Origin of the sequence: Helicobacter sp. MIT 05-5294 (assembly GCF_000765675.1) — a bacterium.
GTDB lineage: Bacteria > Campylobacterota > Campylobacteria > Campylobacterales > Helicobacteraceae > Helicobacter_D.
In genome coordinates, this window is the sequence record NZ_JRPA02000003.1 from 1 (window position 1) to 17053 (window position 17053).

General features: G+C 37.0%; 16 protein-coding genes. 9 read left to right on the forward strand and 7 right to left on the reverse strand.

The genetic code is table 11. From position 1 onward, the window contains the following. Positions 1–232: 232 nt before the first annotated feature. From LS69_RS02145 to LS69_RS02165, 5 genes are read right to left on the reverse strand one after another with little or no spacing between them, the layout of a single operon-like run. A complete protein-coding gene (locus LS69_RS02145) occupies positions 233–1282 on the reverse strand; it encodes a hypothetical protein (protein WP_138121761.1) in 1050 nt (349 codons plus the stop codon). A 40-nt stretch (positions 1283–1322) separates the two neighbouring features. Continuing rightward, entirely contained in the window at positions 1323–2171 is an 849-nt protein-coding gene (locus LS69_RS02150) for a hypothetical protein (protein WP_138121762.1), read from the reverse strand. Then, positions 2168–3265, reverse strand: coding sequence for a hypothetical protein (locus tag LS69_RS02155; RefSeq protein ID WP_138121763.1), 1098 nt, complete (start codon positions 3263–3265; stop codon positions 2168–2170). The genes LS69_RS02150 and LS69_RS02155 overlap by 4 nt, the downstream gene beginning before the upstream one ends. Next, positions 3243–3428, reverse strand: coding sequence for a hypothetical protein (locus LS69_RS02160; protein WP_138121764.1), 186 nt, complete (start codon positions 3426–3428; stop codon positions 3243–3245). The genes LS69_RS02155 and LS69_RS02160 overlap by 23 nt, the downstream gene beginning before the upstream one ends. Position 3429: 1 nt before the next feature. After that, positions 3430–5664: a capsular biosynthesis protein gene (locus tag LS69_RS02165; protein WP_138121765.1), complete on the reverse strand. Its 2235-nt coding sequence runs from the start codon at positions 5662–5664 to the stop codon at positions 3430–3432. Positions 5665–5791: 127 nt separating this feature from the next. On the opposite strand from LS69_RS02165, the gene LS69_RS02170 reads away from it, so the two are divergent. After that, positions 5792–6055, forward strand: a complete 264-nt coding sequence (locus LS69_RS02170; RefSeq protein ID WP_238699069.1) for a helix-turn-helix transcriptional regulator — start codon at positions 5792–5794, stop codon at positions 6053–6055. A 293-nt stretch (positions 6056–6348) separates the two neighbouring features. Here LS69_RS02170 and LS69_RS02175 read toward each other — a convergent pair whose 3' ends face one another. After that, the gene (locus LS69_RS02175; protein WP_138121766.1) at positions 6349–7518 is read right to left on the reverse strand and encodes a phospholipase A; all 1170 of its coding nucleotides are present in this window, start codon (positions 7516–7518) and stop codon (positions 6349–6351) included. Between the two features lie 151 nt (positions 7519–7669). On the opposite strand from LS69_RS02175, the gene LS69_RS02180 reads away from it, so the two are divergent. The 5 genes from LS69_RS02180 to LS69_RS02200 are packed head-to-tail and all read left to right on the forward strand — an operon-like array spanning position 7670 to position 13213. After that, on the forward strand, positions 7670–8434 hold the full coding sequence (locus LS69_RS02180) for an ABC transporter permease (protein WP_138121767.1): 765 nt from the start codon (positions 7670–7672) through the stop codon (positions 8432–8434). Further along, positions 8431–9087: an ABC transporter ATP-binding protein gene (locus tag LS69_RS02185; RefSeq protein ID WP_138121768.1), complete on the forward strand. Its 657-nt coding sequence runs from the start codon at positions 8431–8433 to the stop codon at positions 9085–9087. Before LS69_RS02180 ends, LS69_RS02185 begins: the two co-directional genes overlap by 4 nt. Further along, positions 9088–10215: a capsule biosynthesis protein gene (locus LS69_RS02190; RefSeq protein WP_138121769.1), complete on the forward strand. Its 1128-nt coding sequence runs from the start codon at positions 9088–9090 to the stop codon at positions 10213–10215. Continuing rightward, positions 10215–11954, forward strand: a complete 1740-nt coding sequence (locus LS69_RS02195; protein ID WP_138121770.1) for a polysaccharide biosynthesis/export family protein — start codon at positions 10215–10217, stop codon at positions 11952–11954. The genes LS69_RS02190 and LS69_RS02195 overlap by 1 nt, the downstream gene beginning before the upstream one ends. A gap of 23 nt (positions 11955–11977) precedes the next feature. Beyond that, positions 11978–13213: a capsular biosynthesis protein gene (locus LS69_RS02200; protein WP_138121771.1), complete on the forward strand. Its 1236-nt coding sequence runs from the start codon at positions 11978–11980 to the stop codon at positions 13211–13213. A 91-nt stretch (positions 13214–13304) separates the two neighbouring features. On the opposite strand, the gene LS69_RS02205 is transcribed toward LS69_RS02200, so the two are convergent. Beyond that, entirely contained in the window at positions 13305–13952 is a 648-nt protein-coding gene (locus LS69_RS02205) for an HAD family hydrolase (protein ID WP_138121772.1), read from the reverse strand. A gap of 184 nt (positions 13953–14136) precedes the next feature. On the opposite strand from LS69_RS02205, the gene lysA reads away from it, so the two are divergent. From lysA to fliL, 3 genes are read left to right on the forward strand one after another with little or no spacing between them, the layout of a single operon-like run. Then, positions 14137–15393, forward strand: coding sequence for a diaminopimelate decarboxylase (lysA, locus tag LS69_RS02210; RefSeq protein ID WP_138121773.1), 1257 nt, complete (start codon positions 14137–14139; stop codon positions 15391–15393). A 13-nt stretch (positions 15394–15406) separates the two neighbouring features. Next, positions 15407–16471 carry a chorismate mutase gene (gene pheA / locus LS69_RS02215; protein WP_138121774.1) on the forward strand — a complete coding sequence of 355 codons (1065 nt, stop codon included), beginning with the start codon at positions 15407–15409 and terminating at the stop codon, positions 16469–16471. A gap of 39 nt (positions 16472–16510) precedes the next feature. After that, on the forward strand, positions 16511–17047 hold the full coding sequence (gene fliL, locus LS69_RS02220) for a flagellar basal body-associated protein FliL (RefSeq protein WP_138121775.1): 537 nt from the start codon (positions 16511–16513) through the stop codon (positions 17045–17047). Positions 17048–17053 lie beyond the last annotated feature (6 nt).

A 17053-nucleotide genomic window follows, 5' to 3' on the forward strand; every position in this document is an offset into this window, starting at 1 on the left:
TAAAGATTCCATTGTAAAGTCTCCTTTCATTCAGTATTGTAGATTGCCACAAATTGCGTTGCAATTCTCGCAATGACGAGAGACAAAGTCAAAGGCTAATGAAAACGAACAGGCGATAAGGAAAGATTTTCCTAAAACTTGTTTTAGAAAAAATCAAGATTGCCTTTTCTTGTCTGTGAGTTTCGCATTAGCCTTTGACTAAGATTACGATTGAATGCGGATTTTGCTTACTTCAATATTGATTATATTTTCCCCTTAAAACATTCAAGCCAAAATGCAAAAAACCAAGCTTCAAGAAGCTTTTGTCTGCTTTGATTATCTCTTCTCCGAGCTTAAACTCAAGCGTTTGCTTCACTTGCAAAGCCTCAATAAAATCCGCAAAGCAATGAAGGGGTGGAGGTGTGGGCAAAAGCCCCCAATCCACCATTTGTTGGTGAAGTTTTATATAAACAAGATGTTCTCTTTTGATTCTATAAAACACAAAGGGTAACCTCCAAAGCTTGTTTTCTCGCAAGTAAGCCTCTCCAAGCTTGTAAGAAAGGTAATTTTTCACTCTTTTTACAGCACCATATTTTGCATTGACACTTAGATTTGATAGAATCCAAACACCCAAATCCCTAAGACATTTATAACCAAAAAGAGATTCTAAAGTCTCTCTGTCATACCGCTTAAAATCCTCCAACAAAACACAATTAGAAAAAACCTTATAAAACTTCTCATTGCCTTGCAAAACCTCCGCCAAACCCTCTGCCTCCTCCAATCTCCCCTCCAAAATCAAAAGATTCAACTTTGCGATTTTATATAACAAACTCTCCCCATCAAGCTCTATTGCCCTATTTATCCAAGCTTTTAGAATCCCAAAATCGCTTTCTGTTTTTTTGAGCATATAGAGATTAAAATAAGATAAGGCTTGCGCTATGGGGTGAATTTTGATTTTCTCTAAATTCTCCATAATCATTTGTGCTTGTGTGTGTTCATCAAAAAACTTAAAGTGGAAATTCTGCTCTCTCCCACGACTAATCACACTTGCAAGATACGGCAAATGCGAATATGCTGAAAAGATTTCTGTTGCATAAGACATAAAGGTAAATTCAAAAAAGATTCTCTCTACTTCTGAATATTTTGGCAAAAAATCTATGATTTTATGAATCCTAGCATTTGTCAAATTCGCGTTTGCGTAATCGTATAAAGCACTCATCGTCTCAATATCATCTGAAAAAAGCATAATCTTGTGTGTGCGATGATATTTATTAAGAATCCCAAAGGCAATTTCAATAGGCATATTTTTCTTTATATGCTTCCCGCAACTCCGAATCCAAATATCATAAACTACATCGCCACCTCTTAAGTGTAAGCAAATAAAATCCCCCCCCCCCCCCGAAGTCTTTAGCGAGTGTTTTTGCTTGATTTATCACTTCTGTAATGCGTGGGCTAAAGGGGATTTGTGAGTAGATTTTGGGCAACTCTAGCAGATAATCTTGCCCTACTCCTTGTATCTGCATTCCACTATCTTGATAGCTCCAGCCAAAAGCTCCAGCAAATGGAAGCTGTTGTAATTTTTCTAAAGAGATTCCACGCGCCAAATGCTTCCTTTCTCTTGCGATAACTTTAGTATAAGAATGTTCTTTGATAAAAGATTGACTAAAAATATATTCTTCATTTTCTATTTGTGGTAAAAGAATATTATATTTGTATTTGTTTAGATTGTCTCTTAAGTCGTCCGTCCCACAAGGATTAATTTTGGGATTCCAAACGAATCCAAACTTATATCCAGCTATACCAGCCAAATACCAACTTACCATCATATTCATAAGCCGCACACCGATTCCATCATCTGTGATGCTTACAAGAAGTCCTTTGTATTTCCGATACCAAACCTTAAAATCAAGAATCCTAAAAGCCCTTTTATCTGCCAAATAGATTCTGATTTTAGAAATTTCTTTGGATATTTGGAAACAAATCTCCCCTTTGAAGTCTAATTCTTCTTTACCTACAAGCTTTTCATCTTTAATAAACTCAAAAACAACCGCGCTAGATAATTCCTCCGCAAACTTAAAACTTATCTTCTCCAAATGGACACACAAAGGCAATTCATACACATTTTCTGAAGCGCGAAACTCCAAAAGATTCTTATCAGATAATTCTAGTAAATCACAACTTTTGAAAATCAAGTTTTCCTCCTCATATTAATTAAGCTTAATCCAGCAAGGCAAATCCTGCTTAGGATTCCTTTTGACTTGCTTTTGGCGCGTTGGATTGCACTTGTTTGATAAGCGCAAAGCTGTTTGGATACGAAGCGAGGCAGCTCATCTGCCAACTCCTTTCGCTTTATTGTCTCACTTACGACAACCCTAGCCCCATAGCAAAACTCCAAAACAAAATTATAAATAGAATTAGAATAAACACATAGCATAAGTTCTTTAGAAAAACATGCGAAATTGAATTTCACCTTTTGCCCAAAATCCGCCAACAAAACTAACTCATAAGGTTGCAAATCAATAGCCAAAATCTCCCTTGCCCATCGTATCCTCTCAAAATACTGAAACACATCTCCCCCGCTTAGTGGCACTTCTAAATTTGCCCTCCAGCCTCCCTCATACTTGCTTCCGCCAAAACTTAACCATTGTTTATAATACACCCACCATTGCTGCCAAGCTAAAGCACAAAGCTTATTGTTCCAAAACCGATTTTTCTCCCCCCACGCGTGGATAATAGACGCATTATTAGACTTTTTCCAAGAGATATTCCCATAATAATCATCGGACAATTCTTTGATTTTCAATGGATTCTTGAGCAAAAAGAGACTAAAGAGAGCTTGGTCGCCTAGCTTTGCTTCTGTAAAGAAGTCCTTATAATGCTCCGCGATAAACCGATAAACAAACTCATACATTTCAGTTAGTTTTATGCTATTAAAGACAATAATCCCGGTTGAATAATTCCTAATAGCTTTTAAATCATCAGGAGTTAGCATACCAAAGCCTTGCAATAGTGTCGCGCTACCCCGAAAACAAGCCACATCAAAATCCCCAATACAACCCAACTCTTCTATGCTTCTTAAGAGCAACATATCAAAATCTAAATACACAATCACTTCGCATTCTTCTAAAAATCTCAACGCTTCAAACCGCGCATAAGCCATATGTGTATAGCGATTCAAAATAGAGCTTCCCCTATCCACTTTAGCAAGGGGATTATATTGCTTAATATTCTCTTCAAATTTATCAATGCTAAAATCAACAAATTTAACCCCCCCCCCCCCGCACAATTTTTGTCATTGCTTTTTTATCGGATTCCACAAATCCATCATGGACGATATAAAACATATCCACCTTATCTTTCATCACTGCTTGAATATTTATCAAAAGCGTGCCAATGCTAAAAGCACTATCTCTTGTAGCAGCCAAAAGAATCCCAAATTTATATTGCATATTATCTCCTTACAAATATTCTAAATGGCTTTATCAAAGGGTTTTTAGAATCCATTACAAAATCCTTTGGTCTATGGATTAGCTTTTGTGTTAATCTAAAGCACTTTGTATGCGAAATTGCAGAGCCGACTTTGCCAAAGAGCAAAAGCCTAGAAATATCCAATGTAGGCTTGGTGTGCAAAATCTCATACAAATAAGGCTTATAGGCTAAAGCATTGAGATTATAAACGCTTTTTTCTGCATTTTTAGCGTCCAAATAAACTTTAGAATCTATCACGATTCGGTAATAATCCATAGAAACGACTTGATTACACAGCCTATTTTCTTTTTTTATGAAGCGCACTTTTGAAACCCCATAGCTATAAAATTCCTTCCACAAATAATGCACAAAACGCAGCATTTTCTCATTATTTATTACAAATTCCCCTCGCAAAACCTTACCCACCTGCTCCCTTAGCTCCTCCTCATCTCTTGCTTGTAGATTCAAGCCTTGATGATGATAAAACGCATTTCCACACACCACACAAGGCTTCTTGGCAATCATCGCATACATTCCAACTCCAGAATTAAGCAACACAACCCCACAAGCAATCTCTAGCAAGTCTAAAAAATTCGTCTCATCAGGCACGAATCTCAAGGCTTTGTGCCTCTCCTTATCTAGTCCAAAATGCAATGGGTGCTTTTTGGCAACAAACACCACATCATCTTTTTCGTATTCTTTAGCAATTCTCTCTACAACCTCCAAAAACCCATCAAAGCTAAAAGGCTCGTATGTGAAGTGCAAAATAGCCGTATCACTAGGAAGTTGCAGGGGAACAAAAATCACCTTTTTATGGCGGATTCCAAGCTTTCTTCTTAACGCACTTCCGCCAATCCTCTCTCCTTGCTTTTCTAAGTATTTCTCATCTTGCAAGAGTGTTTGGATATATTCTTGAGTTTGCAAGATTTGCAAAGGCGAGAGTGGTTTATCCCAATATTTTGGCGCATAAGAAGTAGAATCATAATTACAACCCCTAGTGTCAAAAAACCAAGAATCTGCAAATGCTCCCCGCTCAAATACGATATATGGAATCCTAGATTCCTTAACAAACTGATAAATAACGATTCTTTGTTCATTGCCATAGGAATTTGGAAATAACACATACGAGATTTCATTGTCCCTCAAAAATGATAAAAACCTTTCTTTTTCAAAGGAATCTTGTAATGATTTTTCGGGCAATTCACAGAAAAATTCATATTCTCTTTTGCAAATTAGTTCCCCAATATAAATACTGACCCCTCTCAATGCCTGATAGGTGCTAGAATTTTCTTGAGTAAAAACTAACACTTTTTTATTGATTGCTTCTTTATCTTGCAGACAATCAACGCTATCGGAGAGTTTTTTGAATCGTTTTAAGTTTTTATAAAATTTTTGATGGTTAATTTCTCTCCTATCCAAATAACCATCTTGATTGGGTTCAATATGCCACAGATGATAAAGCCAGATTCCATAAAAAATACTTTCATATCCCACGACACTAAACCACGCTCTAAAGCCCTTAAAATCTCTGAAATTCCAATTTCTATAATCAAAATCCAAATCTTTTGGCAAGGATTCAAAAGTCGCACAAGTTTTCAAAATCCTAAACATCAAATCAAAGTCTTCATACCCATGCCCAACAAAGCTTGGATCATTCCCTCCAATCTCTAAAAATTTGTGCCGATTCATCACAAAAGAGCTAGAAGCGGGAGTAAAAAACTTATTTAAAAGATTCTTCCCGCTATTAATATCATAGATTAAAAGAGATTCGCGCTTATCCTCTTCAACGCTTAGGAGATTCTCACTTCCCTCCTTGCTCAAAAACACGCAAGGCAAAATCAAAAAAGCGTTAGGATTCTCTGCGATTTGCTTTATCTCAATGATTTCTAAAATTTTTTCCAAAGCTTTTAAAGAAAGATAATAATCCACATCAAGCACCATAACCACAGGCGCGTTTGCGTGTGCGATTCCTATATTGCGACACTTTCCTAGACTAAAGGCTTTTGCCTCTTGTTGGGATTCGTCTTTTAGATATTGATGCCCCTTATCTTGAATAAGCGTTGGCAACTCCTCGCAAATATCACTAGAATACCCCTCTACGAAGAGATATTCTATCTTGCCCGTTAGTTTGGCATTTTGGGCTTTGTCTATCACGCGTTCTTTGATATAAGGTCGCTGTGTGCTTGTCCCAAATGGTATGATAATAGATAATTGCATAGGAATCCTTATGAAAGCTTTATTTTGTCCTGATTAGTGATTTGTCATCACAAAATACTCTATCATAGTAGAGTGAAAAAGGATTATAAAATAGTTAAACTTAAAAAAATCTATTATAGTAGAGTATATGAGTAAAACGACAATAAGAAATATGGAACAACCCAGCACAGAAGAAATTAAAAACTTTTATTATAAAATCGCCAAAAATGTCGCTAGGATTCGCAAAAGTCAAAACATCTCCCAGCTAGAACTAAGCCTAGCCTTAGGCTACCAATCTGTCTCGCTAGTCGCAGGAGCAGAAGCAGGATACAACAAAACTCATTTTAATCTTGAACATCTCTATAAAATCTCTAAAATCCTAAAAGTAGAAATTACAGAATTTTTTGTTTAAGGGTCAAATTCCGCAATGACGAATGAAATTACCCAGCCGTCATTGCGAGAAATGAAACGAATGACGCGGCACACACTGCGTTAGCAGTTTGCCCACACTTGCAAATCCACGCCTAGAATCTTGCCCTAAAGATTCCATTGTAAAGTCTCCTTTCATTCAGTATTGTAGATTGCCACAAATTGCGTTGCAATTCTCGCAATGACGAGAGACAAAGTCAAAGGCTAATGAAAACGAACAGGCAATAAAGCACTACAATGGAATCCTCACAATGCACAAGTTTGCAACAAAACCAACTAACGATTAAACAAAATCCCGATTCCAAAGCGGTTGATGGAATTATTATAATCTTGCAAACTCTCCCCATAGCCATTGAAAAACTGCAAATACAAATAAAGATTCTTATAAATCGGATAAGAATAATCCAACGAAATAGAGCCTTTATTGTCTTCTCGTAGGTTGTTGCGCAAAGTCGCGCTAAAGAGGTGTTTATCCCACAAATACCCGAGCGTTAATTCGCCATAGCCTAGATAGCGCGTAATATCTGGATTATCATCTTTATCAGCACTTTCTGGGATTCTATACCACGCTTTTAAAGCCATTACGAAATTTTTATAACTATAAATCCCCTCCGCAAAAAGTCTATCCCAACTGCGCGAATGGCTCACATCTCCGCCATTGCTTTGGTGCAAATAACCAAAATCTATGCGGTCAAAAAACAAATCGTAATCATTCAAAGGATAGCTAAAATACAAGCTCGGCTCGTAATTGCTTTCTCTAAAAGGTCTAGAGTTTTGATTGTCATAGAGTTGCCAAAAACTTTGTTGCGTATAGGCGAAATACAAATCCAAATCTCTGATAAACAAATCATCAAATAATTCTTTTTTAATGCTAATTTGGAATTTCGTTTCCACTTGTTTGCGCTGATTTGGTTCTTTAGCTGAACTTATGTTTGCTGGAAGAATATAATTAAATTTGTGTGGTTCAAACCCCAACAATCCGCCCATAAATTTATTCCGCTCAAACCTCCCCTCATAGAGAGTTTTTTCGCTTGAAGCCACAGCATTTGTATCAAGAGCTACACTAGAATTTTGCTTTAGATTCTCTTGCTTTAGAGAAGAAACAAGCCCCTCTTGAATCTTCTCTTTGGAGAGATTCTTCGGTGATTGGATAGAAATGCGACTATTTGCGACTTCTTCATCTTTTGGCGCGATAAAAGTAACATAGACTTTTTTGTCATTAGGAAGCTTTAATGTCAGCTGGTCTGTTTGGTCTGTATTGACTTCTAAGACTTCTAAAAGCTGCATATTTTCGTCCAAAATCAGCACTTTTAGCTTTTCATTATTTTTAAATTCTAAAGAATCCGACAAACTCTCTTTGGAAAGATTCCTAAAATCCCCTCCCCAAAAGCAAGAAGCTAATATTGCTACAAAAAAAATATTTTGTAAAATTTTATTTAATTTCATGGATTGATACCAAAGTTATAGTGAATAAAATCTGCATTTTATAATAAATTTGATTTTTTTGTCAATTTTATGCTTAATCAAGCAAACTTTTTTTATAATACCCCCATTTTATTTTTTAAAATTATCTAAGTTTCAAGGGCTTTGCTGGAAAATGACACATGTTGTGCAGGCATTATTTTTGCGAGAATTAAAGACGCGTTTTGGTAAAAACAAGCGACTAGGGTATTTTTGGGTTATTGGAGAACCTATGTCGCATATTCTTTTTTTCTTGATTATCTTCACTATGATTCGCGCAAGATCTATCCCGCAAGTGCCTGTTGAAATGTTTTTGGTTACGGGTTTTGTGCCTTTTTTTATGTTTAGAAACATTGTCCAACAAATTATGTCTGGCGTGCAAGCAAACCTCGGATTAATAGCTTATAAGCCCGTTAAACCGATTCATATTTTTATCGCTCGTGCGCTTCTTGAAATCTGCATTTATTTTTCTGTGTTTGTGATTTTTATGCTTGGTTTTGGTTGGATTTTAGACTTGCCGATACTTCCCATTAATTTCTTAGAAGTTTTGATTGCCTTTGTTGGCTTAGCGTTTTTGGGATTCGCACTTGGAGTTTGTTTGGCATTTTTGGACAGCGAAGTAGAATATGCAAAAATATTCATCAGCTATGGAATCAATATCCTATACTTCGCCTCTGCGGTTTTATATCCGCTTTGGATTATGCCAAACCATATTGTAGAATTTTTGATTTATAATCCTGTTTTGCAATTTCTTGAAATGCTAAGAGGCAATTATTTCCCTAACTATCCTCTAACACAAGGGATTGATTTCCTCTATCCTTTTACTTTTTCCATTGTTTTGCTTTTTATTGGGCTTTGGTATTATTATTTCCGCTACAAATATTTAGGGCAAATTAAATGATAAAGCTTGACCATATCACAAAATCCTATCCATTAAATAAAGGAAGACATTATGTTTTTAAAGATTTTACTTTTGAGTTTCCCGATGATTGCAGTATCGGGCTTATGGGGCGCAACGGAGCTGGTAAATCAACTCTTATGCGCATATTAGGCGGAATGGATATGCCTGATAAAGGCAAAGTCATCACAGACAAGAAAATTTCCTTTCCTATCGGGCTTGGTTCGTTTTTTCAAGGCACTTTAAGCGCGAAAGATAATATTAAATTTCTCGCGCGTGTTTATGGCTACAAAGGCGATGCTTTGAGAGAAAAAATCGCTTTTGTTGAAGAGTTTGCCGAAATTGGTAAATTTTTTGACGAACCTAGCGGTATTTTGTCATCAGGAATGCGCTCACGCGTTTTGTTTGGAATGAGTATGGCATTTGATTTTGATTATTATTTGATTGATGAAGCAGGAGCAGTAGGCGACCCGGCTTTTAAGAAAAAGAGTGAAAAACTCTATCAAGAAAAACTAAGTTCTTCTAAAGTGATTTTAGTCTCTCATAGTGTTTCAGAAATCAAACGATGGTGCCACAAAATCATTCATCTTCAAAATGGCGAAATAAAAGTTTATGACGATGTCGATGAGGGCATCAAGGCATATCAAGGACAATAAATGGCTTTTTTAAAATCTTTTTTGCAACAACCTCGCTCCCAAAAGCTTTTGCCTTTTTTCCAAAGCTTTAAAGTCGTCTATGTGCTGATGGTTTTTGTGATTCTTTATTATTTGCTAATTGCAGCAGACCGCTATGTAAGCTCTATTACAATTAGTGTGCGTTCTATCAATAACGATATTGCTCCTGTTAGCGGTTTGGCTTCCTTGATTGGAGTCAATACAGGTTCAAGAGAAGATGTGCAATTCTTAAAACAATACATTCATTCTTTAGATATGCTTCACATACTTGACAAAGAGATTCAACTAAAAAAACTCTACGAATCGCAGAAAAAAGACCCTTTCTTTATGTTATTTCCCAATTCAAGCCAAGAAAGCTTTTTGAAGTTTTATCAAGATAGAGTGCAAATTGCTCTTGATGAAACTTCTGGATTATTGCAAGTGAATGTAGAGGGATTCTCACCGCAAGATGCCAAGATGATCGCAGAGGCTATTCTAAAAGAATCCGAACGCTTTGTGAATGAGATTTCGCAAAGTGCTGCAAGAGAACAAATGATCTTCGCTGAACAAGAACTTCTAAAGGCAAAAACGCGTCTGCAAACTGCCAAAAATGAGTTGTTATCTTTTCAAAGTCGCTATGGTGTTTTTGACCCACTCAAACAAGCAGAAGCGAAAGCCAACCTAACCACAGGCATTGAAAGCAAAATCTCCGAAAAAGAAACACAGCTTACGACCATGCGCACTTATCTCAATGACAATGCCCCACAAATTGTAATGCTAAACTCCGAGATTAACGCACTCAAAAAACAATTATCCAAAGAAACTTCCAAGATTGTTGCTTCTAGCAACTCCAAAAGACTAAACGACTTAGCAGCAAAATTTCAAGACTTGACAATCGAGGCGCAATTCGCCCAAGATACTTACACGGTGGCATTAACTTCCATTGAAACCACAAGAATTGAATCTAGTCGTAAAATCAAGCATTTAGTAATCATTCAAAATGCGAGTGAGCCACAATCTCCGGAATATCCAAAGAGATTGTATAACATCGTTACTATTTTTGTGATAATGTCTATGGTTTATGGCATTATTAAACTGATTGCAATGATTATAGAGGAGCATAGATACTAATGAAAAAAATCGTCCAAACCTTATTAATTCATAGTCTTTTATTGACTTGCTTTGCTCAAGCGGTTGATGTCTCATCTATTTCGGTGATTCCAAGCACAAACTCAACACAAACCGAAAACGCACAAATGCAAGAGACAAATCCCGCTCAAATGAGCCAAAACCAAATGCAGCAACCCAATGCTAATTTTGCAAATGAGCAAAATACGCAGAATCCCATCGTTCCGCAACTTCCTCCTGTTTTTGGTGCGCATTTGTTTAACGGAAACTTCACACAAGCTTCCCAATCCCTCTATAATCCAGATTATAAAATCGCAGTAGGAGATAAAATCAACTTCAGAATGTGGGGCGCAGTAGAGTTTCAACAAGAGCTTATGGTGGATTCTCAAGGTAATGTGTTTGTGCCAAGCGTAGGCGCGGTCAATCTATTAGGCGTCAAAAATAGCGATTTAGTCAAAGTCCTCAAAGCCAATATTGCAAAAATCTACAAACAAAATGTTTTTGTTTATGCGGATATGAATGTTTATCAAAATGTCTCAATTTTTGTTACCGGAAATGTCAATCAACCGGGGCTTTATCAAGGTTTAAGCTCGGATTCTGTGGTGCAATATTTAGATAAAGCAGGTGGAATCAATTTAGAATATGGAAGTTTTCGGAATATTGAAATCTTACGCAACAACAAAATCGTGTTAAATGTAGATTTATACGACTTTCTTTTCAATGGAAAAATGCAGTTATTTCCTTTTAGAACAGGTGATGTCATTTTAGTAAAAAATGTCGAGAGTTATGCTTTTGCAGAGGGTGATGTGCAAAAGCCTTTTAGATTCGAGCTTAAAGATGACATTAAAACGCTCCAAGATTTAGCTGACGCTGCTGGAGCAAAACCTGTTGTAACAAACGCAGTTGTGCGTTCTTACTTGCCTAATCACACGATGGATATTGCTTCTTATAACAAAAAAGAATTTCAATCCGTTCCTTTAAGGGTGGGCGATGAAGTAGAGTTTCGCCCAGATTATAACGCCCAAAATATCAATATCAAAATTGAAGGCGAACACAATGGCTTACATTCTATGGTTGTCAAAAAAGGGACGAGTTTAGCAGAAGTAGTCTTAAAACTAAAACCCAACGCACAATCCAATATGGACGCCGTGCAAGTTTATCGTTTAAGCGTCGCCCAAACACAAAAGAAGCTTATTGAAGCGCAACTAAAGGAGCTTGAAACACTCGCTCTAACCTCTTCTTCTGTTACTTCTCAAGAAGCAAGTATGCGCGCAAGTCATTCTAAGATGATTTTAGAATTTATCGAAAGAGCTAAAAATGTCCAGCCCAAAGGTCAAGTTGTTTTAGAAAACAAGCAATCCTACACAACAACGATTCTTGAAGAAGGAGATGTGATTAATATTCCTGCTAAAACGAATCTTGTTTTGGTTCAAGGAGAGGTGGCATTGCCCGGTGCATTTGTTTATGATAGCACGAAAAACTTACAAGACTATATCAAATTAGCGGGCGATTTCACAGAACGCGCTAACAAAAAGCGGATTCTCGTCATTCGCTCCAATGGCAAGGCAGAACGATATAATGGCAGTTGGTTAGCACTCTCTAATGCTCCTACAATGCGACCGGGGGATTCCTTGCTCGTGTTGCCAGAGATTGAAACAGGGCGCGGATTGCAAATCACAAGTGCTTTAACGCAAATTCTTTATCAAGTTGCAATCGCTACAAAAGTTATCTTAGACCTCTAATCTAAACAAGTGGAATCCTTTCAATGCAATTAGATGATGCAATCTCACAATTTAAGGATTCCAACATTCTTCTTTTGCAAGGACCAGTGGGTCCATTTTTTTATCATTTAGCGCAGAATCTCAAACGCCTCAACAATCAAGTTTTCAAGCTTAATTTCAATGGTGGAGACTTCTTGTTTTTTCCTTTTGGGGCAAAAAATTATCGCGGTAAAATGGAAAATTTCAGAGAATTTATTAGAAATTTTTATCGCGAACATAAGATTCAAATCATCTTTATGTTTAATGATTGTCGTCCGCTGCATAAAATCGCTATTGAAGTTGCCAAATCACAAGGGATTCCATGCTTCATCTTTGAAGAGGGCTATATTCGTCCAAATTTTATCACCTTAGAATATGAGGGAGTGAATGCAAACTCCACACTTTCCAAAGACCCACAAACCTTTCTTAATTATCTCCCCAAAAATAAGACAAAAGAATGCGGCGTAGAACATTCCTTTAGAAATATGGCGTGGTTTTCTTTTCTTTATTGGTTTGCTTCTTTTTGGTGTGGATTGTATTATAACAACCAGCTACACCACCGCAGTTTAAGTGGTATGGAGATGTTTCCTTGGTTTCTTTCGCTCATTAGAAAACAAGTTTATAAAATCAGCGAAAAAGAAGAAGTTGAATTTGTTTTAGAATCCAAAAAACAATATTTTGCTTTAATCTTGCAAGTGCATAATGATACACAAATCAAAAACCACTTCAAAGGCAAGAGGATTGAAAATTTCATTAAAAATTCCATTCGTTCCTTTGCGCAACATTCCAAACCACAGCATTTTTTGGTTATCAAACACCACCCAATGGATAGAGGATACAAAAACTATCAAATCTTCATTAAGCGACAAGCAAGAAAATACAATGTCAAAGAACGCGTAATCTATCTACACGACATTCACTTGCCTGATTTTTTGCATAATGCTTTGGGTTGCATTGTGATTAACAGCACTACAGGACTTTCAAGCATTCTGCACAAATGCCCCACCAAAGTATGCGGTCGCTCTTTTTACGATATTGAAGGACTAACCTTTCAAGGACCTTTAAGTAAGTTTTGGAGTAGCGCGAAAAAATTTAAAATCAACCAACAACTTTATACTAATTTTCGGGAATATCTGATTGACCATAACCAAATCAATGGCAGCTTTTATGGCACATTATCCAAAAATCCCCCCCCCCGCAACCAACAAAGGAAACCCTTAAGCGAAGCTGAAAGTAACTAATTTGATTGTTTGCGCTTTTTAGGGTTCTACTTCATAGAATCCTAAAAAGCAAAACGACTTGCAAAACATTATAAATTTTAAATCCACGCGCTTAGCTTTTTTGGATTCTCTCTATCGCCTCTAGCGCGTCTTTGGCGATATGATGAGCGTATTGTTGCAACAACTCCGCACTTGCATAACCACTTAAAACGCCTATGCTTTGAATCTTTGCATTATTTGCTGCTTGAATATCCAAAGGCGTATCGCCAATCATATAAATATTATTCTTTGCAATTTCCTTTGGCATAAATTCCAAAGCTAATAAAATAGGCTGTGCACTTGGTTTTGCCTCTAGTGTATTTTCTCTACCAACAACACAGACAAAGTATTCCAACACGCCTAAATGCTCCAAAATTATCTTAGAGTATTTGGCGGTTTTTGTGGTTACTACGCCCAAATGAGCGAACTCATAAGCCTTTTTAATGGCTTGTTGTGCATTTTCTAACAAATGCGTTTTGGCGTTGCAGATTTTGCCATAATGCTCTCTGTAAATTGCGATAAATTCCGGAATCTTAGAATCTTCTACACCAAATGTATGGAACATATCTTCTAAAGTATATCCGATTTGCGCACTTGCAAATTCATAAGTCGGGGCAGTTTGGTTAAAATGCTTAAAAGCCTCGCAGATTCCTTCATAAACCGCCTCCGTAGAATCAATCAATGTGCCATCTAAATCAAATAAAATAATCTTGTTTTTCATTGACTTCCTTAAAATCATTAATGTAGAGTCTTAAGTTTAACGCATTTTAGTTTAAAATTCTCTAGCAAACCTTTGCGATTCTATGGTTTTATCTTGTTTATTTTGCTAGAAACACGCGCAGATTTAAGGCATTTTTGATTATAATCCAAATCTTTTAAACTTAAAACCTAAAAAGAGTGAAGTGATGAAAAATATTGGGGCTTTAAATATCCCTGAACTTTGTGGGAATTTTGACAAAGCTTTATTGCAAAAAGCAGCAGCGCAGTTTGGCACACCTTTGTATGTTTATGATTTAGATAGAATCACGGCGAAATACGAACAACTTAAACTCGCTTTTGGCGGACGCAAAGCAATGATTTGCTACGCCTTAAAAGCAAACTCCAATTTAAGCGTGATTAAAAAAATGGCAAGTTTGGAAAGTGGCGCGGATTGTGTTTCTTTAGGAGAAATAAAACGCGCAATTTTAGGCGGGATTCCTAAATATAAAATCATTTATAGCGGTGTGGGTAAGCAAGAATTTGAAATCAAAGAAACTTTAAAGCTTGGAATCTTGTTTATCAACATAGAAAGCAAGGAAGAAATGTTGCTTGTAGAATCTTGCGCGAAAGAATTAGGAATCCCTGCGAGAATTTCTGTGCGCGTTAATCCAGATATTGACCCGCAAACGCACCCTTATATTTCTACGGGTTTAAAAGAAAATAAATTTGGCGTAAATCTTGAAGAAGCGAAAGGAATCTACTTATATGCGCACAATTCGCCTTATTTAGAGCCTATTGGGATTCATTTTCACATTGGAAGCCAATTAACCAAATTAAAGCCAGTCTCCGAATCTGCGCAAAAAATAGCACAACTCACGCACAGTTTACTTGCGCTTAAAATGGATATTAAGTTTTTTGATATTGGCGGTGGAATCGGAATCACTTATAGCGATGAGACAACAATTAACCCTTATGACTACGCACAAGCGATTTTAGAGGAACTGCGCGGGTTAGATTTGACGATTATTTGTGAGCCGGGCAGATTTATCGTAGGTAATAGCGGAGTGTTTTTGACCAAAGTGCTTTATCAAAAGGAACATCAAGGCAAACGATTCGTAATTGTAGATGGCGCAATGAATGATTTGATTCGCCCAAGCCTTTATAACGCATACCACCAGATTGTCCCACTCAATGCGGAATTGCAGGAAACAACAAGCGCAGATGTCGTAGGACCTGTTTGCGAGAGCGGAGATTATTTGGGCAAAAACATTTCTCTCCCTCCATTGCAAAGCGGAGATATTTTAGCCGTGTTAAGCAGCGGTGCGTATGGGTTTAGTATGTCTAGCAACTACAATACACGCCCACGCAGCGCGGAGGTTGCGATAGAAAAAGGAGAAGCGCGATTGATTCGTAGGCGAGAAAATTTTGAAGATTTAATTGCATTAGAAAAAGACTATTTATAAAGGAATCCTAAAGATGAATTTGCAAAACTTTAGAGCAGAAATTGATAAGATTGATGATGAGATTCTAGGTTTGCTAGAAAAGCGTATGGAGATTGTCAAAAGAATCGGCAAGGCAAAACTCCAAAGCAACGCTCCGATTTATCGTCCAGAGCGCGAAAAAGAGATTATTGATAGATTAAGCTCCAAAGGCTCATTATTATTAAGCAAATCCGCGATTGAAGCGATTTATTTAGAAATTTTTGCTGTCAGTCGTAACCTTGAATTACCTGAACGCGTGGCTTATCTTGGACCTCTTGGAAGCTATACACATCAAGCAGCCGAAAGCAGATTTGGCGCGATGTGCGAGTATTTTTCTCACAATACTATTATGCAAGCAGTAAAAAGCGTTGAAGATGGACGCGCGAGTTATGCGGTGATTCCTGTTGAAAATAGTCAAAATGGCTCGGTTGGCGAGACATTGGATTTATTGCGGGAGACACAATTGAAAATTGTCGCTGAAATTTATATGCCAATCCATCATTGTTTTGCAAGTCGAACACATAGGATTCAAGAGATTGAAATTATTTATTCTAAAGACATTGCTTTTGGGCAATGTTCTAATTTTTTAAGTGAGCATTCCTTAGACCATATTCAAAGAATCGCAGTGGATTCTACCGCGCGCGCAGTGCAACTTGCAGGAGAGAATCCAAAATGCGCGGCGATTTGTTCGCCTATTGCTGCAAAACTCTACAACACGCCGATTTTGTTTGAAAACATTGAAAACGATTCGGATAATAAAACGCGTTTTATTGTGATTAGCGATTTCAAAAATCAGCCTTGCGGTAGGGACAAAACTTCTTTATGTGCGCTTTTGGCAAACGATGACAAACCCGGAGCAATCTATCGTTTGCTTTATGATATTAAGGATTTGGATATCAATATGACTTTATTCCAATCACGCCCAAAACGCGCTGGAAAAGACTTTGATTATTGCTTTTTTATTGATATTGATGGGCATATTGATGATGCAAATGTCAAAGAATTATTCAAACGCTACCCCAATGAATTAAAATGGCTAGGTAGCTACTTGAAAATTTAAAAAAAGATTTATATAATAAACTTTTATTAAGGAGAAAAAATGGCAGAAGAAGAAGGCAAAAAAGAATCCAAACTAGAGGGCTTAAAACAGAACAAAATGTTGCTGTTTATTATTATTGGCGTTGTTGCATTGCTTTTGATTATTTTGATTGTTGTTGCGATTCTAATTTTCAGCGGAGGCGATGAGCCAGAAGCAGGGGTTGCCGCTCCACAACAACAAAGTGCAGCAAACAAAGGCAGTGCGGCGAATCCAAATAGCAATCTTTTAAGCGTAGGTCCTATGTATCCTTTAGACCAAATTATCGTCAATCTGATGACTTCAGGCGGCGGCAAACGCTATCTTAAAACTTCCATAGAATTAGAGCTTAGTGTGCAAAATCTGCAAACAGAGCTTGATACCAAGCGTAGCATTGTGCGTGATGTGATTATCACGATTCTTAGTTCAAAAACCCTTGAAGAAGTGCAAACAACCAAAGGCAAACAAAAGCTTAAAGAAGAGATTATAGAACGACTCAATGAGTTTTTAGTAGATGGCAGAATCGCAAATGTCTTTTTGACTGAATTTGTTGTGCAGTAAATTTAT